The following is a 22185-nucleotide window of genomic DNA, read 5'->3' as shown; positions in this document are numbered from 1 at the left end:
AGCGGGCTTCGGCCCGCTTTTTCTTTGACGCGCCCATGAACCTTGAGAAGCGCGGCTCCTCCCTCTCCCCGCAGGCGGGGAGAGGGTGCCGAAGGCGGGTGAGGGGCAGCCGGAGCCGCGATCGTTCATGGCGCGCAACGCATCGAGTGTGCTTCTTCCATCGCCTTGTTCGTTGTTCCCGCCGTCGCTTTGAGTGCGTTGACTTCGTCGCCCCTCATCCGGCCTTCGACCACCTTCTCCCCGCAGGCGGAGAGAAGGATTCACGTCATCGACGATCACGCAGGACACAGCGTCTTCGTGCACGCGAAGAATGCCGCCGTGCCGTCGACGATAATGGCGTCATGAATTCGACGAATACACGCGCCGCCGCACCGGCTTCCCTCTGGTCTGGCCGCGGCCTGGTGCTGCTCGGCATCGTGCTGTCCGCATTCAACCTGCGCACCGCGGTGACCTCGCTCACACCGCTGCTCGATACATTGGGCGATACGTTCGGCTTCGGCGCCACCATGACAGGCGTATTCGGCATGCTGCCGACGGCCGCATTCGCGCTGTTCGGTGTGGCGACGCCGGCACTGGCGCACCGCATCGGCCTGGAGCGGACGGCGTTGCTCGCCATGTTGCTCGCCATGCTCGGCCTGCTGCTGCGCAGTGCGGTGGGCGACACGACGGCGCTGGTGGCGGCCTCGCTCACCGCGCTGGCGGGCATGGGCATCGGCAACATCGTGCTGCCGCCACTGGTGAAGCGCTACTTCGCCGATCGCGTGGGCACGGTCAGCACGCTGTACATCACCGTGCTGCAGGCGGGCACCATCCTGCCCGCGCTGGTCGCGGTGCCGGTAATGGAAGCCGCCGGCTGGCGCATCTCGCTGGGCCTGTGGGCCGTGTTTGCGGCCGCATCGGCGGTACCGTGGTGCCTGGTGCTGTGGCAGGAACGCAGCAAGGCCTCGCCTTTGGCGCGCACGCACGATGCCGCCGTCACCGTCGACGACGAAGCGCCCGAGCTGGCCGCGCCGCGACCGCCGGGTCGCGCATGGCGCTCGCCGGTGGCGTGGGGCATGGCGCTGATGTTCGGCATGACCTCCTTGGTGACGTACTCGATGTTCACCTGGTTGCCGAAGCTGCTGGTCGAGGCCGGGGGCACGCCCGCGCTGGGCGGCACGATGGTCGCACTGTTCTCCACGTTGGGGCTGGCGGCCTCGCTCACCATGCCGCTGATCGCGGTACGCATGCGCAATCCCTTCATCGTGGTCGTGGTCTGCGCGGGCTTCTACGCGGCGGCGTTCACCGGCCTGCTGCTCGCACCGATGGTCGCACCTGCCCTATGGGTGGCGTTGCTTGGCCTGGGGCCCAGTACGTTTCCGCTGTCGTTGACGATGATCAACCTGCGCACGCGCACGCCGGAGGGGTCGGCGGCGTTGTCCGGTTTCATGCAGGGGGTGGGTTACACGCTGTCCTGCGCGGGACCGCTGGTCTTCGGCCTGCTGCATGAATACACGCATGGCTGGATGCTGCCGGTGGCGTTCCTCGGTGGGTGCATCGGCGTACTGGTGATCGGGGGTTACATGGCGTGCCAGCCGCGGTATCTAGAGGATACTTGGCATTAGCCAAGGCGAGTTGATCGAACGTTGACGTCACGTCGGGCCGGGAGAAATACTCTCAGCGGTTCCCCTCGGGCAAGGGCCAAGGGATGTCAGCGTCCATGTCGGTACTAGAACACATCCGGCGGGTAAAAACGCCCCTGATCGTTCTCGAGTTTGTCTTCGTGGCGGCATTTGTGGCGGAGCTGTACTACCTGCGCGACAAGGGCGCCTTCGAGCCTCGGCGTGCCGAGATGATCGCGTTGATGTTGCCCCTCCTTGGCTTCTTCATCTGCTTCTTTCCACTCTGCTACTACGCCTGGTTTCACGAGCCACTTGGCGCCCGGGTCCGCTTCCTCAGGCTCCTGTTCTTCTCGGCGTTGCTTCTGGTGTGTGCGCTGTGCTGGTTCAACATGTTCGACCTCGCGCTGAGCTTTAGTCCATAGGAAGCGGTGGTTTGCGGTCGAATCCCATCATCTCCATACCAACTGGTCCACCCGATGGGTGTCGCTGCGCTCCACCCATTCTGCGTAGCGCCTTACCCCAACTTGATCTCCAGCCCGTAGTAATGGGTTGAGCCGAAGGCGATACCCATCTTGCGGACCATCCGCTGCGGATATGATGGGTAGGCTGGCTGCGCCGTTGGAAGCCGCCTGAGGCTCAACCCATCCTACGCAGCTGCTCAACCCGCCTTGGTCCCACTCGGGTCAGTACCGCAGGAGCGAAGCATGACAGGGAGTCCTATGCGCAAGCGTCGACAGGGGGCGGGATACGTCCATCCATTGCCCGTTCGCCAGTGGTGGCTGCTCGCCCTGTCGACGGTGCTGTTTTCCGGTTGCGTCGACAACCGGGGCGATGGCGGCGATCTCCAGAAGCCCGTGCGGTACGAACTCGCGGGCAAGCGGTACGAGGTTCCGCTCGCCTATCACTACAACGATGCGCTCAAGAGGCGCAATCGATGGCCGAATCCCAAGAGGGAGTTCAGCCGGGTGGGCGCGATCTCCATCACTGCCCTGGTACCCGGGCTCGTGCCCTTCGACGAATCGGTCAGAAGCGAATTCGAACAACGCGGTCACGGCAACAAGATCCACATCCTGATCCAGCCGCCGGGATCGCTCTACCCCATGGAGGAATGGCTGAGGAGGATGAACAGCACGGGCAGCTTGAAGCCCCTTACCAGCGACCTCGATGGCCTGACCCGTTACTGGGACAACCATACGGGACAGGACGAAAACCAGGGCGATGATGTTTATATCAGGGAAGGCGAGGGATACTTCATGTTGCGATGCCCACGCGTGAAAGCACCATCGCCCGGATGTAGTGTCACCAAGATCGGGCGCAATGACCTGGAGATCCACTACACATTCTCCCGACGGCATCTGGGGGCATGGCAAGAGATCGAGAGGGATGTCGATGCCAGGATCGACGAGTTCCGGGTCAAGTGATGTTCGCAGCCCGTAGGCTGGAGGCAGCCGAAGGCGATACCCATCGGGCGGACTGCCTCACCCCAGCTTGATCTCCAGCTTCGCCCGCATCTGTTGGCGGAACTTGGTCGCCAGCTCCGCAAACCCGGCATCCGTCGGGTGCATCTCGTTGAATCACTGGTTGCTGTTCGTCAGCACACCACGCAGGTCGACGAAGTCGAACACCTTGCCGGTGGTGCGGTCATCGCGCAGCAGGATCAGCACGTGGTCGACGAAGCCGTCGATCAGCAAGCGGGCGAACGCGCGCTGCTGTTCGATGCGCGGCAGCACGTGCGCCACCTTATTGCCGATCCACGGACCCACGCCTTTCTTCAGCAACGCGGCGGCGCCCACGTTGCCCAGCGTCAGGTGCCCGGGACGGCTCAGTTCGCGCGGCTAGTCGTAGGTGTGCGCCAGGATCGGCGTGTGCGGACGGATCGTCTGGAAGGCGGTGACGAAGGCGCGATACCGGGCCAGCACCTCGGCGTAGCGCCCGCTGGCCACGACGCGCTGGTGCGCCGCCTCCGGACTCATCGGCGTGGCGCCACGGAACGTGGTCTGCAGGAAGGTGTCGACGAAGTCATTGCCGCCGGCGCTCACCAGCACCAGGTCGAATTCGAACCCGCGATACCACGTGGACAGGTCGCGGATGCCGCGCGCGGTGAACATGTCGACGGCCAGGTCGCTGCTGTCTTCGTGAGGAAGAACAGGCCACCGGCGCCGAACAGGGGTACGCCTTTCTTCTCGTCCTCCGACGCAGGGAACACCAGCCAGTCCAGCAGGTTCATCGACAGCGGCGTGGAGAACCAGGAATCGCCTTCGCAGAACACGATGGGCGTGGAGGCGAAGGCGGCGGGCTTGCGGGCGAGGGCGCGGTACAGCGTGCGGAACTCGCCGCGGCGCGTGGTCATCAGCGACTGTGATGCGAGCATTGCTGAACTCCATCGGCGGGGGTCTCGAAGAGAATCAACGCATCGTATGGGGAAAGACGGTCGCATGCGCATGAACGAAGATGGTGCTAAGGTTGGATGGGTCTCTTATCGACAAAGATGCTCGTAGTGAAAGCGATCTTGGTATTCACTTTGTTTGCGGTAGTCGTCGCTGGACCTGCGCATGCGGCCAGCGAAGCAGATATCCGAAACCTCCGCATGGCAACGGAGCAGCTGAACTCCTCATTGCCCGCGATTCAAAGCGATGGCACTCGTGTCGAAAAAGTAAAGGTCGGTCCCGGCTACGTCTGGACGTTTACGCGGACTCATCTAGAGAACGTCTACTCCGATGAGCTCAAAGATCGAATTCAGCGTAACGAGATGTCTGCCGTTAAAGAGCAATTCTGCAGCCAGTTCGCCGCATTCAATGTGCTCAAGAAGGGATTGATCACGCGTTTCGTGTTCTTGGACAAGAACGGAAAGCTGATAGCGGCCACAGAGGTCGGAATGGGGCACTGCCGCCGATGAGGTTGCCGACGAGTCGTCCGGGCCCGTCTACCGGAGTCGGATGGTCGCGGGTGGCCTCGTGAGGTGCGGCACTTAGGCCTGGTCCTTTGGAGGGCCGGACACGCGGAGTGGTGTTCCAGAGACGGGTGACCTTCTTCGCTGCGCCCATGTCGACGGCTCACAGGAAGTCACAACGACTTCCGGCAGGGGTTTGCGGGCCGCGGCAGTGCTATCTAGTCGCTTTCCTGACCGTTGCTGGGGAGCATCCGCATGACCACCCGTCGTGACCTGTTCAAGCTGGGCGCGCTGGCCGCCGCCGCGGCCGCGCTGCCGTCCTTCGCCTCCGCTGCCAGCGAGGGCAAGCCGGTGGGGAAGGCGGCCAAGCCGCTGAACATCCTGATCCTCGGCGGCACCGGCTTCACGGGTCCGTTCCAGGTCGACTACGCGCTCAAGCGCGGGCACAAGGTCACCCTGTTCAACCGCGGGAAGCGGCCGTCGCCGGAATGGCCCGCCGCCGTCGAACAACTGCACGGCGACCGCAATACCGGCGACCTGGCCGCACTGAAAGGGCGCATGTGGGACGTCTGCATCGACAACCCCACCAGCCTGCCGTTCTGGGTGCGCGATGCCGGCCAGGTGCTGAAAGGCAACGTGGGGCACTACCTCTTCATCTCCACCATTTCGGTATACGCCGATGGCGGCAAGCCGGGCATCAACGAGGATTCGCCGCTCGCCGTCTACAAGGGCAAGGATGCGATGGCTGAAACCCAGGGGACCTTGCGCGCCGACATCGAGAACCTCTATGGCTCATTGAAGGCATTGAGCGAAGCCGAAGCCCGCAAGCAGTTCGGCAGGAACGTCACCATCGTGCGCCCGGGTTACATCGTCGGTCCGCGCGACGAAACCGATCGTTTCACCTACTGGCCGCACCGGGTGGCGCAGGGCGGCGAAATACTGGTGCCCGGCCAGGGCAACGATCCCGTCCAGATCATCGACGGCCGCGACCTGGGCGAGTGGATGATCCGCCTGGCCGAAGCGAAGACCACCGGCACCTTCAACGCCTGCGGCCCGGATTACACGCTCGGCATGGATGCCATGCTGCATGGCTGCCAGGCCGTGACCGGCGGGGGCATGACGCTGACCCACGTGACGCCCGGGTTCCTCGAGCAGCAGCAGGTCGGCCTGCCGATCTGGGTGTCGCCGAGCCACCCGCAGTACGGCGGCTACGGCGCGGTCAGCAATGCGCGCGCGATCGCGGCGGGCCTGACCTTCCGCCCGCTCGCAACGACCGTTGCCGACCTGCTGGCCTGGTTCCGCGGCCTGCCGGCCGAGCGCCAGGCCAAGCTCAATGCCGGCATCACCCGCGACAAGGAAGCCGAGTTGCTGAAGGCGTGGCACGCGCGCAACGGCTGAGCGCGCCGCTGTCCCTGTAGGAGGGGCTTCAGCCCTAACCGACCCGTCACCGCAGGCCGGCGCTGCGGACGGACGTGAGCGCTTGCACGCCGCGCGGGTGCCTGCCGTTCGAGACCAGCCAGCATCGGGGCTGACGCCCCACCTGCGGGCGCTGTGCCCTTAGCGCTCCCGTCGCACCAGCATCCGGTCCACCGGGCCGCGACGTTGCCAGTCGGGGACGGCGCGTTCGGCGGCCGTTACCGGTGTGGGTGCGCCGCTGGCGGCATCCGGCACCACCAGCGACGGGATCGACGTGGCGGTGGTCGCAGCGCCTTCCGACTTCGGAGCCAGATCGGTGCCCTGCATGAGGCCCAGTGGGGCGTAGCCGGTGTAGCCGGGGAAGACCTTGCTGAGGTTGGCGTTGCCCATGCGACGGATGAGGATCTCCGACATCACGCGGCGGTAGTCGGTGGTCACGGGCACGTCGCCGAACGTGGGCGAGAGGATTTCCGGATTCAGTCCGGGCCAGCTGCCGTAGAAGCGGCGCCCGTTCACCGGCCCGCCCAGCACCAGCATCGGGTTGCCGTAACCGTGGTCCGTGCCGCCGTTGGCATTGGCGCGCACGCGGCGGCCGAACTCGGACTGCACCACCACCGTCACGCGCGCCATTTCGCCGGTGCCGTTGAGCTCGGCGTAGAACGCGGCCAGCGCGGCGGAGAGTTCGTTGATCTTGTTCTGGTAGTAGTGGTAACCGCTGCCGGCGGTACCCTGGCCTTCGTGCGTGTCCCAGCCGCCCAGATCCAGCGTCGCGTAGCGCAGGCCCAGGTTGAAGCGGATGGTCTGCGCGATGGTCCACAGCTGTTGCGCGAAATTGCCGGTCGGCCAACTGGCCGGCAGGCTGGCATAGCCCTGTTGTCCGATCAGGCGCAGCGCGCCGTCCGCGCGTCGACCGCTGGTCTCCATGCCGGTCTGGCCGTTCCACAGCGACGCGACGGTTTCGCTGACGCCGCGCAGGCCGCTGGGCGAATCGCTGCGCGTGCGCTGCCAGCTCCACGCCGTGGTGTTGAGCGAGAAGTCGGACGGACTGCTCATCGTCAGCGCATCCACCGCGCCCATCAGGCCCGCCGGTTGCGTGCCGCTGACGCCCAGCGCGGGCAGCGTACCGGTGCCGTTGGGCCGGGTCTCCCAGGCGCGCGTCATCCAACCGGTCGGCGAACCGTACTTCCCGGGCGTGCCCAAGTCGATGTACAGCTGCGCGTCGAAGTGGCTGCGGGTGACCGTGGTCGCCATGCCGCAGGCATGCACGATGGCCATCCTGCCGTCGTTCCACAGGTCGCGCAGGCCGGTGGCGGACGGGTGCAGGCCGAAGCCGGTGCCGGCACCGCCGGACAGCGTCAGCGGCAAGGCGCCGTAGGCACCACTGGTCTCGATTTTCAGGCTGGGACGCGCTTCCTCATAGAAGCCGCGGTCCACGCCGTCGATCGGCACGACCAGGTTCAGGCCATCGATGCCGCCCCGCAGGAACAGATGCACGACGGTATCGTAGCTGTTGACGGCGGCATCGACGGGATCGGCGAACATCAGGCTGCCGCCCGCAGTGCCGACGATGGCGGCTGCGCCGCAGCCTTTGACGAATTCGCGTCGGGTCAGTCGGAAGTCGGTCATCGGGGCCTCAGCGGCTCATGAATTCGGGAGTCATCAGGATCAGCGCCACCAGGCTGCGCAGGCGCTCGTGGTTGTAGTGCCGCTTCAGGTCGCTGCCCTGCCACGTGTTGGTATCGGTGATGACATAGGTGTTCGGATCGCCGTTCTGCGCCATGAAGGCCACCAGCGCTTGTTTGCGCGCGGCTTCGGGCTGGTAGCCCAGCAGGCGCGTGCACCACCAGGTGACCAGTGTGTTCGCGGTCCAGTTGGCGACCGGCACGTTGGCGCGCGTGGTGTCCACGATGGGATGCAGCGGCACCTCGCCGTCCTTGCTTTCGGTCAGCCAGCCCAGCAGGCGCCACGTCATCGCGTACGAGTTCGACCCCGACCACGCCAGGCCACTGTCGGGGTAGCCGTTCGGCGCCGGCCAGTTGTACGGCGTGTGGCCGGTGAATCCGTAGAGCCACATGAAGTCGCCGCTGCGGCCATGGTCCAGCCGGATCGTCCAGTCGCCTCCCAGCGTGCGCATCGCGGCCACCGCGCAGTCGAACGGGCGCCGGTTCTTCTGGCCGAAACTGTTGATGAAGTCGTCGGAATTCAGGATATGCCGCAACACCAGTTCGATCTGGTTCGGCGCGCGCCAGTTGGCGCGGAAGATCGCCGCCGCGCTGTCGATCAGCGCCTGCTTCGGCGTGTCGCTGATGAAGCGGCGGATCAGTTTCTTGCAGATGAACTTGGCCACGCGCGGATGGCTGGCCAACCGGTCCAGCACGTCGCGACCGTCCTTCAGTGCGGGCTGTTCGGGATAGATCAGCATGCCCAGCAGGAACTTCGGGCCGGCATCGTGCCAGGACTGGCGATAGACGAAGGTGCCGTCGTTCTCGGTGGGGAACTGCCAGTGCCCGTTCTTCGCCGACCAGCCGGTGAAGGCGGCCGAGGTTTCGTATACGTCGATGTCGGTGTAGCCGATGGGATACGCCGGATCCTCGGGGCAGGGCGGCACCTGGAACGGGTCCATGAAGCCCAGGTAGTTCTCAGCGCCCAGGGTGTGCAGTTCCAGCAGTTCGCGGGCGAAGTTTTCATTCGGGCCCGAACGCGAATTGCTGATGTTGTCCAGGTAGTAGAGCATCGCCGTACTCTGGGCCACGCCTTCCAGCATCGTGCGGAAATTGCCCTTGGCGTTGGCGCGGATCACGTCGCGGTCGTAGTGCACGAACACCGGGCCGACGCTGAAGTCGGTACCCAGCACGTTGAAGTGGTCGTGCCAGAAGTTGACCAGCACTTCACGCAACTGCCTGCGCGAGTACACCGCGCGCACGAAGGCCGCGCGCTGCACCTCATTGGCCGGGCGCATGCGGATGTTGTGCTCGGGGTCCGTCACCACGTGGTCGGCCCACAGCTGGGTCAGCGACTTGTTGAGGGTGATGTAGCCACCGGCGGTGAGCCGGTTGGTGACGGCGCTGTCGTCGATGGCGTCCCAGTTGAGCTGCCAGTCCACGTAGTTGGCCAGGCGTTGGCGATCGCTACTGCCCAGCGCGTTGAATTCGGCGATGCTGGCGGCGGTGGCGCCGTAGCTGAGGTTGTTGAGCGCCTGCACGGCGAACGGCGGCCGCGCCATCGTCATCAGGGTGGGGTTCGACTGCCCCATCATCACGCGGCCACCGCCGGGTGCGGCGACGGCTGCCGCCTCCGGTGCGGGCGTGGTGTCCTTCGGACTGGCGCGTTCGCCGCCCTTCCAGCCGTACAGGCGGTTCAGGCGTTGCCGGACCTGGACGCCAAGATCGGGTGCTGCGACGTACGGTTTTGCCTGGACGCGGGCGTCGAGGCGTGCACGCGTGCCCACGGCCTTGCGTCGCCACGGGCCACGCGCGAACAGCCGACGCCACGGGACGGTGTAGTACGCCATGCGGATTTCCCTGCCTTCCCCGGAATGCGGGAAGTATTGGCCAAGCGCCGCCCGGCGTTTGCGACCGCGCGCACAGGCCGGTCACGCCATGCGTGGCGTCAGACCAGACCCGTGGCGTAGAACACGCCGATCACCACGAACACGGCGGTGGTCTTGATCAGGGTGATGGCGAAGATGTCCTTGTACGACTGCCGGTGGCTGAGGCCGGTGACGGCCAGCAGGGTGATGACGGCACCATTGTGGGGCAGGGTGTCCATGCCGCCGGAGGCCATCGAGGCCACGCGGTGCAGCACGTCCATCGGGATGCCGGCCGCGTTGGCATTGGCGATGAAGCTGTCCGCCATCGCGGCCAGTGCGATGCTCATGCCGCCGGACGCCGATCCGGTGATGCCGGCCAGCGCGGTCACCGAGATCGCCTCGTTGACCAGCGGGTTGGGGATGGCCTGCAGCGCGTTGGCTACGACGAGGAAGCCGGGCAGGGCAGCGATGACGGCGCCGAAGCCGTATTCCGACGCCGTGTTCATCGACGCCAGCAGCGCGCCACCGATGGCGCTCTTCGTGCCCTCGGCGAAACTGGCGAACACCGGCTTCCACGCGAATGCGATCACGGCCACGATGCCGACCAGCAGCGCGCCCTGTACGGCCCAGATGGCGGCCACCTTCGAGACGTCCTGCACCACCGGTGCCGGGCTGCCGATCACCGCCGGCACGAACGATTGGCTTTCGCCGTAGAAGCCGGGGATCCATCGGGTGAACAAGAAGTTCGCCACGCCGACGAGCAGCAGCGGCAGGATGGCGATGAGCGGATGCGCGAGCCTGTCGCCCTTGAAGGGTTCCGGTTCATTGCGCAGATCGTCGTTGCCGGCATAGCCCTCTCCGTTGCGCGCGGCCACGCGGCGGCGCCATTCCAGGTAGCACATGCCGACGGTCAGGATGAATACGCCGCCGAGGATGCCCAGCACCGGTGCGGCCCATGCGGTGGTGCCGAAGAACGAGGTGGGGATGATGTTCTGGATCTGCGGCGTGCCGGGCAGCGCATCCATGGTGAAGGTGAAGGCACCCAGCGCGATGGTGCCCGGCACCAGCCGCTTGGGGATGTTGCTCTGGCGGAACAGTTCCGCCGCGAACGGATACACCGCGAACACCACCACGAACAGCGACACCCCGCCGTAGGTCAGCAGCGCGCACACCAGCACGATCGACAGCATCGCGCGCTGCGCGCCGACCACCTTGATGGTGCCTTGCACGATCGCCTTGGAGAAACCCGATATCTCGATCAGCTTGCCGAACACCGCGCCCAGCAGGAACACCGGGAAGTACAGCTTCAGGAAGCCGACCATCTTGTCCATGAACAGGCCGGTGAACATCGGTGCGACCAGCGATGGATCGGTCAGCAGCACCGCGCCCAGCGCCGCGATGGGCGCGAACAGGATGACGCTGTAGCCGCGGTAGGCCACGAACATCAGGAAGCACAGCGCGGCCAGCACGATCAGGAACGACATCCACAACTCCTCGGCCAGCGCCGCTTGCAAGTGCGGCGAGTATCCGCAGCCGCACGCCGGGCGGCCCACTGTACGAAGGTACGATGCCGCCCGCGCGGCCCGCCCCCTAGTGTTCGCTTCAATCGGCGGCATCCGTCCGCCGCCATGTCATACCCGGGAGGAGGGGAGACCCATGAAGCGCAAGCACCTGAGCCTGGCCATCGGTTGTGTCCTGTTGTCGTCCGCGCCAATGGCGTGGGCGCAGGACGGCACCACGGCCGCCAAAACGCCAGCCACGTCCGCCACCACGCTCGATGCGGTGAAGGTCACCGCACGCAAGCGCGAGGAAACCCTGCAGGACGTGCCGGTGGCGGTGACCGCCTTCACTGCGGAGACCCTCGACAAGATGGCGATCAAGGACATCGGCGACCTGGACGCGCAGGTGCCGAACCTGACCATCTATGCCGCGCGCGGTTCCACCAGCACAGTGACCGCCTACATCCGCGGCGTTGGCCAGGCCGATCCGCTGTGGGGCGTGGACCCGGGCGTGGGCATCTACCTGGACGACGTCTACATCGCCCGCCCGCAGGGTGCGCTGCTGGACGTGTTCGACGTGGAGCGCATCGAAGTGCTGCGCGGCCCGCAGGGCACGCTGTACGGCAAGAACACCATCGGCGGTGCGATCAAGTACATCTCGCGCGGCCTGCCGGAGGAAACCACCGGCTTCGCCTCGGTCACCGTGGGCAACTACAACCAGCTGGACGTGAAGGCGGCACTGGGCGGGTCCATCGGCGGCCAGGACAGCGGCCTGCGTGGCCGCGTGTCGGTGGCCAGCATGAACCGCGATGGCTTCGGCGAGAACACCTATACCGGCCAGGAAGTCAGCGACAAGGAGATCAACGCGCTCCGCATGCAGCTGGGTGCGTTCTCGCAGGATGATTTCGACGTGCAGTTCGCCTTCGACTACATGGACGACCAGTCCGGCGTGCGCGGCGCGAAGATGCTAGCCCCCAATCCGCTGGCCCCGGCCTATCCGCCGACCAGCGACCGCTACGACATCCGCAGCGGCATGAAGAACATCAACGACACCGAGATGAAGGGCGCCTCGGCGACCGTCAACTGGCGTCCGAACGACGACTGGGCGTTCAAATACGTAGCGGCCAAGCGCGAGTCCGATACCGAGACCAACATCGACTTCGACACCACGCCGCTGACGCTGGTGGACGTGCGTGCGTTCTACAGCGACAGCCAGGTCAGCCAGGAACTGCAGGCGAACTACGACGGCGGCGGCCGTGCCCGCGGCGTGATGGGCCTGTACTGGTTCAACGGCGATGCCGGCGGCCAGGTGCTGAACCACTTCTGGAACCCGGCACTGGCGAACAGCCTGACCAATCCGCTGTTCGGCGACACCCAGGGCGTGGTCAACACCAAGAGCATCGCGCTGTACGCGGACTGGACCTTCGACCTGACCGACCGCCTGAAGCTGGACGTGGGTGTGCGCTACACCGATGAGGACAAGCATGCGGTGGCCTTGAACCGGTTCTACACCGGCCTGGACTACGCCACCTCGTGGGGCACTGCAGCCAATTTCGACAAGACGATCAACTTCAAGAACACCTCGCCGAAGATCTCGCTGGATTACCAGGTCACTCCGGACATCATGGTGTACGGCTTGGCCTCGCGCGGTTTCAAGTCGGGCGGCTACAACATCCGCGCCAACACCACGTCGGTGCCGCGTTCGGGCGAGCCGTTCGACGACGAACAGGTGGACAGCTTCGAAGTCGGCAGCAAGATGTCGTTCCTCGACCAGCGCCTGTTCCTGAATCTCTCGGCGTTCCACAACAAGTACGAGGACATCCAGCTTTCCATCTTTACTGCGTTCGATAGCAACGGGGATGGCACCGATGACAACTTCTTCGGTGACTTCACCAACGCCGGCAAGGGTACCGTCAATGGCGTGGAGATCGAGTATCAGTTCCTGCCGACCCAAAACTGGCTGATCAGTGGCAATCTCGCGTGGCTGGATGCCAAGTACGACGAGTTCCTGACGTACACCACGACGCGTCCGCCAGTCCTGGTCGATGTCGCTGACTCGCAGCATTTCACCAACGCGCCCGAGTTCTCCGGTGCGATCAACGTGGAGTACCGCACGGACCTGGCCAACGGCGGCAACCTGTCGGCGCGCGTGGGCTATTCCTACCAGTCGGAAGTCTGGCCCACCACCGACCTGAGCCCGCTGATCAAGCAGGAGGGCTACGGCCTGGTCAATGCCGGCGTGATCTGGAAGGTCAACGATGCATGGAGCCTGTCGCTGCAGGGTTCCAACCTGGCCGACGAGGAATACCGCACCACGGGTTACAACATCGGGGCCTACGGCGTGCTGACCGGCTTCTACGGTCCGCCGCGCCAGTACAGCCTGACCGCGCGCTACGATTTCTGAGCGCGACACCGGCGATGATGCGGGAACGGCAACGGCGGGCGAAGGCCCGCCGTTGCTGCGTTATGCTCCGGCCCATGCCGATGCTTCGCCCGACATCCGTATCTTCTTGTCGAAGCGGCCTCAGCCGTGACCGCATGCTCGATGAACGCGTCGCCTTGCGGCAGATGACATGCCGCAGCCCGCCCGCGCGGCGGGTCGTCTTCCCGGACGCTTCGTTTCCACGGTCGCGGCTGAGGCCGCTGCCACGGGGGGCCTCATGCTGAGCGTCGGCATGGTGGTGCTGGCCGGCCTGCTGTGGCTCGGCGTGCTGTTCGGTTCCGCGCTGTATGCCGAGCGTCATCCGCGCGTGTTGGCGGTGCAGTGGCCGTACATCTATGCGCTGTCGCTGGCGGTGTACTGCACCTCGTGGACGTTCTTCGGCACGGTGACCCAGGCCGCCCGCTACGGTTGGCCACTGCCGCCCACCTTCGTCGGCACCATCCTGTTGTACGTGTTCGGTGCGTTCCTGCTGGTGCGGCTGGTGCGGATGGCGCGCGAGTCGAATGCCACGTCGCTGGCCGACCTGATCGCCACGCGACTGGGCAAGGACGGCTGGCTGGCGGCCACGGTCACGCTGATCGCCGCGCTCGGATTGGTTCCCTACATCGCGCTGCAGCTGAAGGCGGTGGCGATGAGCTTCGCGCTGCTGACCCGTTCGCCGGGCAACGATGCGCTGCCGGCGTGGCAGGACAGCGCGCTGTACGTGGCCCTGGCGATGGCGGTGTTCGCGATGCTGTTCGGCACGCGCCGCGCGAGCGCGGTGGAGCACAATCGCGGCCTGATCCTGGCGATGGCGTTCGAGTCGCTGTTCAAGCTGGCGGCGATGCTGGCGCTGGGATTGTTCGTGTGGTTCGGCCTGCCCGACCTGGAGGTGCCGCCACCGGCACCGGCGCCTGCCTCCACCACCTACGGCTTCCTGCCGCTGGTGGCGCTGGGCGTACTGGCGATGTTCACCCTGCCGCACCAGGTGCACGTGGGCGTGGTGGAGTGCCGGGACGAACGCCACGTGCGTACCGCGCGCTGGCTGTTTCCGCTGTACATGGTGCTGATGGCGGCACCGCTGCTGCCGCTGGCGCGCGCGGGCGGCGCGATGTTCGGCGATGCGGTGCCCTCCGACCTCTACGTGCTGGCGCTGCCACTGTCGCAGGGGCACCAGGGCCTGGCGCTGTTGGCGTTCCTTGGCGGCCTGAGCGCGGCCACCGGCATGGTGGTGGTCAGCACGCTCACGCTCAGCCTGATGATCGGCAACCACTGGCTGGCGCCGGGCCTGTTGCGGGGCGGCTGGGTGCGCGGTACCGGACGCGACCTGCGCGGGGCCGTGCTGACGCAACGGCGCGTGGGGATCGTGGCGGTGATGCTGCTGGCGTGGGCGTACAGCCGCCTGATCGCGGGCAACGACGCGCTGGCGGATGTGGGCGCGGTGTCGTTCTCCGCATTGGCCACGCTGGCGCCCGCGCTCGCATTTGCCATCTGGCGTCCGCAGACATCGCCGCGGGCCGTCATTGCCGGCATCGTGGCCGGGTTCCTGGTATGGGCATGGCTGTTGCTGTTGCCGGTGGCGATGGACGCACGCGGCGTTTCGCCGGCATGGCTGCAGACGGGGCCGTTCGGTCTGGCTGGCCTGTCGCCCGACGGCTTCTTCGGCCTCACAGGGTGGAGCCGCCTGGGCCGCGCCGTGGGTGTCAGCCTGTTCGCAGGTACCGTGGTCACGCTGCTGGTGGCCAGCTGGCGCGGTGCGGCGCCGCGCCGCGCCGACAGCCGGGGCTTCGATGCGAAGACGCTGCGCGATGCCGGCAGGCGCTTCCTGCCGCGCGAGCGTGTGGAGGAACTGCTGGCCGACGCGCCGCGCAACGGACCGGTGCCGACGATCATCGAAGCCCGGCTCGAGCGTGAACTGTCGGCGGTGCTGGGCTCTGCGTCCGCACGGCTCCTGCTGGATGCGGCACGCCGCGAAACCGGCGACCTGGAGACGGTGGCGGCCATCGTCGGCGAAGCATCGCAGGACCTGCGCTTCAACCAGCAGGTGCTGGAGGCCGCGTTGCAGAACATGAGCCAGGGCATCAGCGTGATCGACCGCGAGCAGCGGCTGGTGGCATGGAACCGGCGCTATGCGCAGATGTTCGGTTTCCCGTCCGATCTGCTGCAGGTCGGGCGTCCCATCGCCGACCTGACCCGCTGGGCGTTGCAGCGCATGCCGCAGCGCGGACACGACGAGCGTGCGCTGGACCGGCGGCTGGCCTTCATGCGCGCCGGCACGCCGCACCTGACCGAACGCGTGTTCCCGGATGGCAGCATCGTGGAGGTGCGCGGCAATCCCATGCCGGGCGGCGGCTTCGTGGCCACCTACACCGACGTCACCGCATCACGCCAGGCCGAGCGCGAACTCAAGCAGGCCAATGAGACGCTGGAGCAGCGCGTGGTCGAACGCACCGCGCTGCTGGAGACCGCCAAGCGCGAGGCCGAGCATGCGAACGATGCGAAGAGCCGCTTCCTGACCGCGATCGGCCACGACCTGCTGCAGCCGCTCCACGCGGCACAGCTGTTCACCGACGCGCTGTCGCAGCAGCTGCCGGAAGCACGGCAGCGCGAGACGGCGCAGCAGGTGCGCGGTGCGCTGGATTCCACCACCGATCTGCTGACCGGCCTGCTGGACATGTCGCGGCTGGAAGCCGGCGGCCTGCTGCCCGAGCCGCGCGACCTGCCGCTGATGGAAGTGCTGGAGCCGCTGGCCTCCGAGTTCCGCGTGCTCGCGCATGAGCGCGGCCTGTCGTTCGACGCCGTGCCGACGCGCGCGTGGGTGCATACCGATCCGCAACTGCTGCGCCGCATCCTGCAGAACTTTCTGGCCAATGCCGTGCGCTACACGGCACGCGGCGGCGTGCGCCTCGGCGTGCGCTGGCGCCGCACGCATGTACGCATCGAGGTGTGGGACACGGGACCGGGCATTGCCGAATCCGACCAGCGCCGGATCTTCGAGGAATTCCGCCGCGGCGACGATGTGCCCGGGCAGGGCCTGGGCCTGGGCCTGTCGATCGCGGACCGCATCGCCGTGCTGCTCGATGCACCGCTGTCGCTGCGCAGCCGGGTGGGGCGCGGCGCCGTCTTCGCGGTCGACCTGGTGCGCGTGGCGGCGCCTGCGGCGATGCCCTCGCTGGCCGGCAAGCCCGGCCTGGCCGGTCGCCATGTGCTGGCGGTCGACAACGATCCCGCGGCACTGGCTGCGCTGCGCCAGGTGCTGGAAGGCTGGGGGTGCAGCGTGGCGACCGCCAGCAATGGCGCAGCAGCCGATGCCGCATTGCGCGAACGGAATGCGGATCTCTGGTTGTTCGACTACCACCTGGATGCGGGCGATACCGGCGTCGCGCTGGTCGAACGCCTGCGTGTCTCGCATGGGCACCGTCCATGCCTGATCCTGACCGCCGACCAGACCGATGCCGTGCGCCGTGCCGTCCGTGATGCGGAATTGCCGCTGCTGGCCAAGCCGGTGCGCCCGCTGGCGCTGAAGTCGGTGCTGGATCGGTTGTTGGCCGCGCGGGCGTCCGCGGCCGTGGGAGCGACGTAGTTCGCGAAGTGGGTTTGCGGGTGCGGCCATCGCGACTCACGTCGCTCCCACGACAGCCAACGCTAGAATGCACGGCCGTTGCACAGGAACCCGCGCATGCCCTACACCCCCATCGTCGCCACCCTCGGCTATGTGCTGTCGCCGGATCGTTCGCAGGTACTGCTGATCCATCGCAATGCGCGTCCGGACGACCAGCACCTGGGCAAGTACAACGGCCTGGGCGGCAAGATCGAACGGGACGAGGACGTAGTGGCCGGCATGCGTCGCGAGATCCACGAGGAGGCCGGGATCGACTGCGAGGAAATGGCGTTGCGCGGCACGATCAGCTGGCCGGGCTTCGGCAAGCATGGCGAGGACTGGCTCGGATTCGTCTTCGTCATCACGGCCTACAGCGGCATACCCTTCGCCTCCAATCCCGAAGGCACGCTGGAATGGGTGCCGGTGGAGAAGATCCTGGACCTGCCGCTGTGGGACGGCGACCGCCACTTCCTGCCGCTGGTGTTCGACGACGACCCGCGCGGATTCCACGGCGTCATGCCGTACCACGAGGGTCGCATGGTCTCGTGGGACTACTCGCGGATCTGAAGGCCTCGCTGCTTGACCCTGTAGGAGCGATGTAAGTCGCGACCGGAATGCGAAGGGGTCACTGCACCTTGGATGAGCGCTGATTCCTACGACGCATGTTCCTCCTCGTTCCTGTTATCCATGGAACACAGGAGGTTAGGGTCCACGGTCGCGACTTACGTCGCTCCTACAGAGGGCGGTCGCATGTTCCACGCTCCGGCTTGTCCACATGCCGTGTGGATCGGGTTTGGGAAACCATGTGGATAACTGCGTCGGCGCCTTGCACCGCAAGCCTGTCAAGATGTGTGGCGAATTTTTGACCAGGCGGTGACGGGTCGGTGTCCGGGTTGTCCACACCCGGTGTGGATGGTCTGTCGATCAACATGTGGATAAGCGGTGGCACGCGTTGCGGCACAATGCTGTCAAGGTGTGTGGCGAAAAAATGACCGCACCTCGTCGGGGCTCGCGTCAGCTGCATGTTCCACGCGAAGGGGTTCGTCGTCGCGGCGAACACTGGGACTCGTGTTGCCTTTGCTTGGCAGTACAGCCCAAGCGAAGCAAATGCAGAGTCAAGATGGATCCCAGCATGCGCTGGGATGACGGCCAAGGGTGGCAGAGGGTTTCGTCGTCCCGGCGAACGCTGGGGCCCGTGTTGCTTTTGCTTGGCAGTACGTCCCAGGCGAAGCAAGTGCAGAGTCAAGATGGATCCCAGCATGCGCTGGGATGACGGCCAGGGGTGGCAGAGGGTTTCGTCGTCCCGGCGAACGCTGGGACCCATGTTGCTTTTGCCGGGCAGTACGCCGAGGCGAAGCAACTGCCGAGTCAAGATGGATCCCAGCATGCGCTGGGATGACGGCCAGGGCGGCGGAGGGTTTCGTCGTCCCGGCGAACGCTGGGACCCATGTTGCTTTTGCCGGGCAGCACGCCGAGGCGAAGCAACTGCGGAGTCGGGATGGATCCCAGCGTGCGCTGGGATGACGGCGGGGACTAAGGGATTGTCTCCGCATGCTACGTACGGGACTACTCGATATGCCGCGCCGGATCCGCCAGCTCGAGCTCGCGCAGCACCACGCCGGCCTGGGTGCGGTTGCGCACGCCCAGGCGGTCGAAGATCGCGGACAGATGTGCCTTCACCGTGCGTTCCTGCACGTCGAGGCGATCCGCGATCTGCTTGTTCAACAGGCCCTGCGCCACCAGCGTCAGTACGCGGAACTGCTGCGGCGACAGGCTGGCCAGGCGGCCGGCGAGATCGGTGTCGTGTTCGGATGACTGGGCGCGGGCGACCGCACCGCGCAGCGAGGCCGGCAGCCATTGCTCGCAGGCCAGCACACTGCGGATCGCATCCCGCAGTTCGTCCAGGCCGGAACTCTTCGGCAGGTAGCCGGCCGCACCGTGGTCCAGCGCACGCCGCACCACGCGGGGGTCGTCGTTGGCCGACACCACGACCACCGCGACCGCCGGGAACTGCGCGCGGATCGCGGCCAGGCCTGCGAGCCCGTGGTTGCCGGGCATGTGCAGGTCCAGCAGCACCAGGTCGATGTCGTCGTGCGCTTCCAGCGTGGCGATGACGCCGTCCAGCGATTCGGCTTCGCGCACCGACAGCTGCGCCACGGCATCCGCCGCCGCGCCACGCAATGCGGCGCGGAACAGCGGGTGGTCATCGGCGATCAGCAGGTTGGGCATGGGGGTTGCTGGGAATCGGGGAGGGGCAATCGTGGATCGAGCGAGCGGGTTGCCTTGAGCGGGGCAACAAAACGGATACAGGCGCTTCCCTTCTCCACTTCCGGTCCACGACTCCCGGCTTTCACTGCACCGTCCAGCCGCCGTCCACCACGATCGTCTGGCCGGTGATGTTGCGCGCGGCGGGCGAGGTGAGGAAGGCGGTGATGCCGGCCAGTTCGTCCAGGCCGATGAACACGCCTTTCGGCATCGGCTTCAGCATCACCTGGCTGACCACGTCGGCCTCGGAGATGCCGCGCGTGCGCGCCTGGTCGGCGATCTGCTTGTCGACCAGCGGCGTCTTCACGTAGCTGGGGCAGACCGTGTTGATGGTGATGTCGGTGTCGGCGGTTTCCAGCGCGATGACCTTCGAAAAACCGACCAGGCCGTGCTTGGCGGCCACGTAGGCGCTCTTGTACGGACTGGCTACCAGTGCGTGGATGCTGCCGATGTTGACGATGCGGCCGAAACCGCGTTCGCGCATGCCCGGCATCACCGCACGGGTCAGGCGCGCCACGCCCACCAGCATTACCTGCACCAGGAAGTCCCACTTCTCGATCGGGAAGTCTTCCAGCGGCGAGACATGCTGCAGGCCGGCGTTGTTCACCAGCACATCGACCGGGCGCGAGATTGTCGCCAGGGCGGCATCGATGCTCTCCTGCGACGTCACGTCGAGGGCGACCGCTTCGGCGGAACCGCCGTCGGCGCGGATCTGCGTGGCCACGGTTTCGGCGGCGTCGAGATTGAGGTCGCTGACGATCACGTGGCGTCCGGCTTCGGCCAGTTGCGCGGCGATGCCGGCGCCGATGCCGCTGGCGGCACCGGTGATGAGGAGGGTATGGGTCTGTTGCATGGGGGCTCCTGCGTGCTGCGGCTAGGGTAGCAGGCAGGCGCGACGGGTTCGTGGTACCAAAGTACGATGACGGGGATTCCCGCACAGGGTAGTTTCGTGGCAATGACCGGAACCATGGGCGCCCTCCACGCATGAATGCGAACCTGCGAATGTCCTGCGGACTATTGCTCGGCGCGGCGCTGACCGCCTGCAGCAGCACGCCGCCCAAGCCCGAGGCCGTGGCCCACATGATCCAACCGCAGCGCGTCACCGAGCACCGTGGCACCGACGACCTGCTCACGGCGGGCCTGGGCCTCGACGGCCTGCGCGCGATGGCGGCGCCGGCATTCGCCGATCCCGCCAATCCCACGCCCGCCGAACTGCGCCGCCGCGCGATCTGGGGCAACTGGCGTGGCATCGCCGACCTCTCGCTGACGGGCGGCTACGGCCAGGCCTATGGCAGCGTGGCTGCAGTACCCGGTCGCGAGTATTCGGCGCTGGCGAAGGTCCCCGGCGCCGCGCAGCCGCACCGCGTGCTGGTGCAGGTGCCGGACGATTTCGATGCCACCAGGCGCTGCGTTGTCGTCACCGCCTCGTCCGGCTCGCGCGGCATCTACGGCGCCATCGCGGTCGCCGCGCCGTGGGGCCTGCCCAAGGGCTGCGCCGTGGCCTACACCGACAAGGGCGCCGGCACGGATTACTTCGATCTGGATGAGCAGAAGGGCGCGCGCGAGGACGGCACCGTTGGCGAACTTGGCGTCGATCCGCTGGCGTTCGTGCCGGATGCGCCGGTCGGTGCCAGCGGCGTTGCCGTCAAGCATGCGCATTCCAAGGACAACCCGGAAGCAGACTGGGGCCGCCACGTGAAGCAGGCCGCGGAGTTCGCGCTCGCAGCGCTGGACCAGGCGTTTCCACAGGCAGCGCCATTCCGCTTCGACAATACACGCGTCATCGCCGTCGGCATTTCCAATGGCGGTGGTGCCGTGCTGCGTGCCAGCGAGGAAGAAGGCGAGTGGCTGGATGCGGTGGTCGCGGGCGAGCCGAACATCCTCGCGGCGGATGCACCGGGCGCTCGTTCGCTGTACGACTACACCACGGAAGCCGCACTGCTGATGCCGTGCGCGCTGCTGCACCTGCCGGCCGACACCCTGCCGCAGCCGCCCCTGCGCGCGCAGGTGGAACCGGTGTGGACGGCGCGTTGCGCCACGCTGAAAGCGGCTGGTCTGGTCAGTGGCGCGGATGCGAAGGCGCAGGCGGCATCGGCGCATGCGCAGTTGAAGGCGAACGGCTGGACTGACGAGGCGCTGCTGGCCGGCGCGCTCAGCGTGGGCTTCGACCTGTGGCGGGCGGTGGCGGTGACGTATGCCTCCGCGTACGGCCGTTATGGCGTGGCCGAGCATCCGTGCGGTTTCGCGTTCTCCGCGCAGAACGCCGACTTCATGGCGCGCACGGCCAGCGCCGCCGAGCGGGCCGCGTGGTGGTCCGATGGCAGCGGCATTCCACCGGGTGCCGGGGTGGGCATCGTCGACACGAAGCTGGCCGCGCCGGACTTCACTCTGCCGGGGCTGCAATGCCTGCGTGCGCTGCAGACCGGTACCGGCGAGGATGCGCATCGCGTGCAGGCCGGCATCGCGCAGACCGCCGCGCGCTTCCCGCGCACGCGCCGTCCGGTGGTGGTGATCCATGGACTGGACGACGGGCTGGTGCCGCCGGCGTTCTCCAGCGCGCCGTATGTGGAAGCCGCGCGTGCCGCCAATCCCGACGTGCGCTACTGGCAGGTGCGGCATGCGCAGCACTTCGACGGTTTCCTGGCGCTGCCGGCTTACGGCACTCGCTACGTGCCGCTGCTGCCCTACGTCTATGCCGCGCTGGACCAGGTCAACGCCACGCTGGATGGAAGCCGGGAGTTGCCGGCGAATGCGTTGATCAATGCCAATCCGCGGGGCGCGGGCAGCGTCGAGCTCAGTCAGCTGGCGATTCCGCGCTGATGAATCCTTCTCCCCGCATGTGGGGAGAAGGTACCCGGAGGGGGGATGAGGGGCGAGCGCGGCAACAATCCTGGCGCACGCGCATCCGGTCTCCGTTCGCCCCTCACCCGCCTTTGGCACCCTCTCCCCGTTCACGGGGAGA

At 66.7% G+C, this 22185-nt stretch carries 17 protein-coding genes; 9 read left to right on the top strand and 8 right to left on the bottom strand.

All coding sequences use genetic code 11. The features are described 5' to 3' along the window. The first annotated feature begins 341 nt into the window (after positions 1–341). The 3 genes from WBN46_RS07460 (at position 342) to WBN46_RS07450 (ending at position 3022) form a co-directional block, all read left to right on the top strand. On the top strand, positions 342–1604 hold the full coding sequence (locus tag WBN46_RS07460; RefSeq protein WP_337731001.1) for an MFS transporter: 1263 nt from the start codon (positions 342–344) through the stop codon (positions 1602–1604). Between the two features lie 95 nt (positions 1605–1699). Then, a complete protein-coding gene (locus WBN46_RS07455; RefSeq protein WP_337731000.1) occupies positions 1700–2023 on the top strand; it encodes a hypothetical protein in 324 nt (107 codons plus the stop codon). 297 nt (positions 2024–2320) lie between these two features. After that, on the top strand, positions 2321–3022 hold the full coding sequence (locus tag WBN46_RS07450) for a hypothetical protein (protein WP_337730999.1): 702 nt from the start codon (positions 2321–2323) through the stop codon (positions 3020–3022). 153 nt (positions 3023–3175) lie between these two features. Here WBN46_RS07450 and WBN46_RS07445 read toward each other — a convergent pair whose 3' ends face one another. The 3 genes from WBN46_RS07445 to WBN46_RS07435 are packed head-to-tail and all read right to left on the bottom strand — an operon-like array spanning position 3176 to position 3972. After that, complete coding sequence (locus WBN46_RS07445) at positions 3176–3394, bottom strand: hypothetical protein (RefSeq protein WP_337730998.1); 219 nt, start codon at positions 3392–3394, stop codon at positions 3176–3178. 42 nt (positions 3395–3436) lie between these two features. Beyond that, the gene (locus WBN46_RS07440) at positions 3437–3646 is read right to left on the bottom strand and encodes a hypothetical protein (RefSeq protein ID WP_337730997.1); all 210 of its coding nucleotides are present in this window, start codon (positions 3644–3646) and stop codon (positions 3437–3439) included. Then, positions 3637–3972, bottom strand: a complete 336-nt coding sequence (locus tag WBN46_RS07435) for a hypothetical protein (RefSeq protein ID WP_337730996.1) — start codon at positions 3970–3972, stop codon at positions 3637–3639. The genes WBN46_RS07440 and WBN46_RS07435 overlap by 10 nt, the downstream gene beginning before the upstream one ends. A gap of 126 nt (positions 3973–4098) precedes the next feature. Between WBN46_RS07435 and WBN46_RS07430 the strand changes: the two genes are divergently transcribed. Both WBN46_RS07430 and WBN46_RS07425 read left to right on the top strand, forming a co-directional pair. Then, positions 4099–4497: a hypothetical protein gene (locus WBN46_RS07430; protein WP_337730995.1), complete on the top strand. Its 399-nt coding sequence runs from the start codon at positions 4099–4101 to the stop codon at positions 4495–4497. A 249-nt stretch (positions 4498–4746) separates the two neighbouring features. Continuing rightward, entirely contained in the window at positions 4747–5889 is a 1143-nt protein-coding gene (locus WBN46_RS07425; protein WP_337730994.1) for an NAD-dependent epimerase/dehydratase family protein, read from the top strand. A gap of 159 nt (positions 5890–6048) precedes the next feature. On the opposite strand, the gene WBN46_RS07420 is transcribed toward WBN46_RS07425, so the two are convergent. The 3 genes from WBN46_RS07420 to WBN46_RS07410 form a co-directional block, all read right to left on the bottom strand. Further along, positions 6049–7533: a DUF1501 domain-containing protein gene (locus WBN46_RS07420; RefSeq protein ID WP_337730993.1), complete on the bottom strand. Its 1485-nt coding sequence runs from the start codon at positions 7531–7533 to the stop codon at positions 6049–6051. 7 nt (positions 7534–7540) lie between these two features. Further along, a complete protein-coding gene (locus tag WBN46_RS07415) occupies positions 7541–9418 on the bottom strand; it encodes a DUF1800 domain-containing protein (RefSeq protein WP_337730992.1) in 1878 nt (625 codons plus the stop codon). Between the two features lie 98 nt (positions 9419–9516). Further along, positions 9517–10920, bottom strand: coding sequence for a GntP family permease (locus tag WBN46_RS07410; RefSeq protein ID WP_337730991.1), 1404 nt, complete (start codon positions 10918–10920; stop codon positions 9517–9519). A gap of 172 nt (positions 10921–11092) precedes the next feature. On the opposite strand from WBN46_RS07410, the gene WBN46_RS07405 reads away from it, so the two are divergent. The 3 genes from WBN46_RS07405 to WBN46_RS07395 all read left to right on the top strand — a co-directional run bounded on the left by WBN46_RS07405 (position 11093) and on the right by WBN46_RS07395 (position 17525). After that, on the top strand, positions 11093–13339 hold the full coding sequence (locus tag WBN46_RS07405) for a TonB-dependent receptor (RefSeq protein WP_337730990.1): 2247 nt from the start codon (positions 11093–11095) through the stop codon (positions 13337–13339). A 256-nt stretch (positions 13340–13595) separates the two neighbouring features. Continuing rightward, entirely contained in the window at positions 13596–16940 is a 3345-nt protein-coding gene (locus WBN46_RS07400; RefSeq protein WP_337731889.1) for a PAS-domain containing protein, read from the top strand. Positions 16941–17036: 96 nt separating this feature from the next. Continuing rightward, complete coding sequence (locus WBN46_RS07395; RefSeq protein ID WP_337730989.1) at positions 17037–17525, top strand: 8-oxo-dGTP diphosphatase; 489 nt, start codon at positions 17037–17039, stop codon at positions 17523–17525. 999 nt (positions 17526–18524) lie between these two features. On the opposite strand, the gene WBN46_RS07390 is transcribed toward WBN46_RS07395, so the two are convergent. Together WBN46_RS07390 and WBN46_RS07385 are read right to left on the bottom strand one after the other, a co-directional pair. Further along, complete coding sequence (locus WBN46_RS07390) at positions 18525–19187, bottom strand: response regulator transcription factor (protein WP_192201391.1); 663 nt, start codon at positions 19185–19187, stop codon at positions 18525–18527. Positions 19188–19308: 121 nt separating this feature from the next. Further along, positions 19309–20076, bottom strand: coding sequence for a 3-hydroxybutyrate dehydrogenase (locus WBN46_RS07385; RefSeq protein ID WP_337730988.1), 768 nt, complete (start codon positions 20074–20076; stop codon positions 19309–19311). Between the two features lie 149 nt (positions 20077–20225). Between WBN46_RS07385 and WBN46_RS07380 the strand changes: the two genes are divergently transcribed. After that, positions 20226–22043, top strand: a complete 1818-nt coding sequence (locus WBN46_RS07380; protein ID WP_337730987.1) for a 3-hydroxybutyrate oligomer hydrolase family protein — start codon at positions 20226–20228, stop codon at positions 22041–22043. The last annotated feature ends 142 nt before the right edge of the window (positions 22044–22185 follow it).

It is taken from the genome of Pseudoxanthomonas sp. CCNWLW251 (assembly GCF_037402255.1).
Classification (GTDB): Bacteria; Pseudomonadota; Gammaproteobacteria; order Xanthomonadales; family Xanthomonadaceae; genus Pseudoxanthomonas_A.
Note: the sequence above shows the minus strand (reverse complement) of the source record. Positions and strands in the feature narration are given on the sequence as shown.

Coding starts and splice junctions, on each gene's coding strand:
- WBN46_RS07460 (WP_337731001.1), top strand. CDS start 342: ATGAATTCGACGAATACACGCGCCGCCGCACCGGCTTCCCTCTGGTCT.
- WBN46_RS07455 (WP_337731000.1), top strand. CDS start 1,700: ATGTCGGTACTAGAACACATCCGGCGGGTAAAAACGCCCCTGATCGTT.
- WBN46_RS07450 (WP_337730999.1), top strand. CDS start 2,321: ATGCGCAAGCGTCGACAGGGGGCGGGATACGTCCATCCATTGCCCGTT.
- WBN46_RS07435 (WP_337730996.1), bottom strand. CDS start 3,972: ATGCTCGCATCACAGTCGCTGATGACCACGCGCCGCGGCGAGTTCCGC.
- WBN46_RS07425 (WP_337730994.1), top strand. CDS start 4,747: ATGACCACCCGTCGTGACCTGTTCAAGCTGGGCGCGCTGGCCGCCGCC.
- WBN46_RS07420 (WP_337730993.1), bottom strand. CDS start 7,533: ATGACCGACTTCCGACTGACCCGACGCGAATTCGTCAAAGGCTGCGGC.
- WBN46_RS07415 (WP_337730992.1), bottom strand. CDS start 9,418: ATGGCGTACTACACCGTCCCGTGGCGTCGGCTGTTCGCGCGTGGCCCG.
- WBN46_RS07410 (WP_337730991.1), bottom strand. CDS start 10,920: ATGTCGTTCCTGATCGTGCTGGCCGCGCTGTGCTTCCTGATGTTCGTG.
- WBN46_RS07405 (WP_337730990.1), top strand. CDS start 11,093: ATGAAGCGCAAGCACCTGAGCCTGGCCATCGGTTGTGTCCTGTTGTCG.
- WBN46_RS07400 (WP_337731889.1), top strand. CDS start 13,596: ATGCTGAGCGTCGGCATGGTGGTGCTGGCCGGCCTGCTGTGGCTCGGC.
- WBN46_RS07395 (WP_337730989.1), top strand. CDS start 17,037: ATGCCCTACACCCCCATCGTCGCCACCCTCGGCTATGTGCTGTCGCCG.
- WBN46_RS07390 (WP_192201391.1), bottom strand. CDS start 19,187: ATGCCCAACCTGCTGATCGCCGATGACCACCCGCTGTTCCGCGCCGCA.
- WBN46_RS07385 (WP_337730988.1), bottom strand. CDS start 20,076: ATGCAACAGACCCATACCCTCCTCATCACCGGTGCCGCCAGCGGCATC.
- WBN46_RS07380 (WP_337730987.1), top strand. CDS start 20,226: ATGTCCTGCGGACTATTGCTCGGCGCGGCGCTGACCGCCTGCAGCAGC.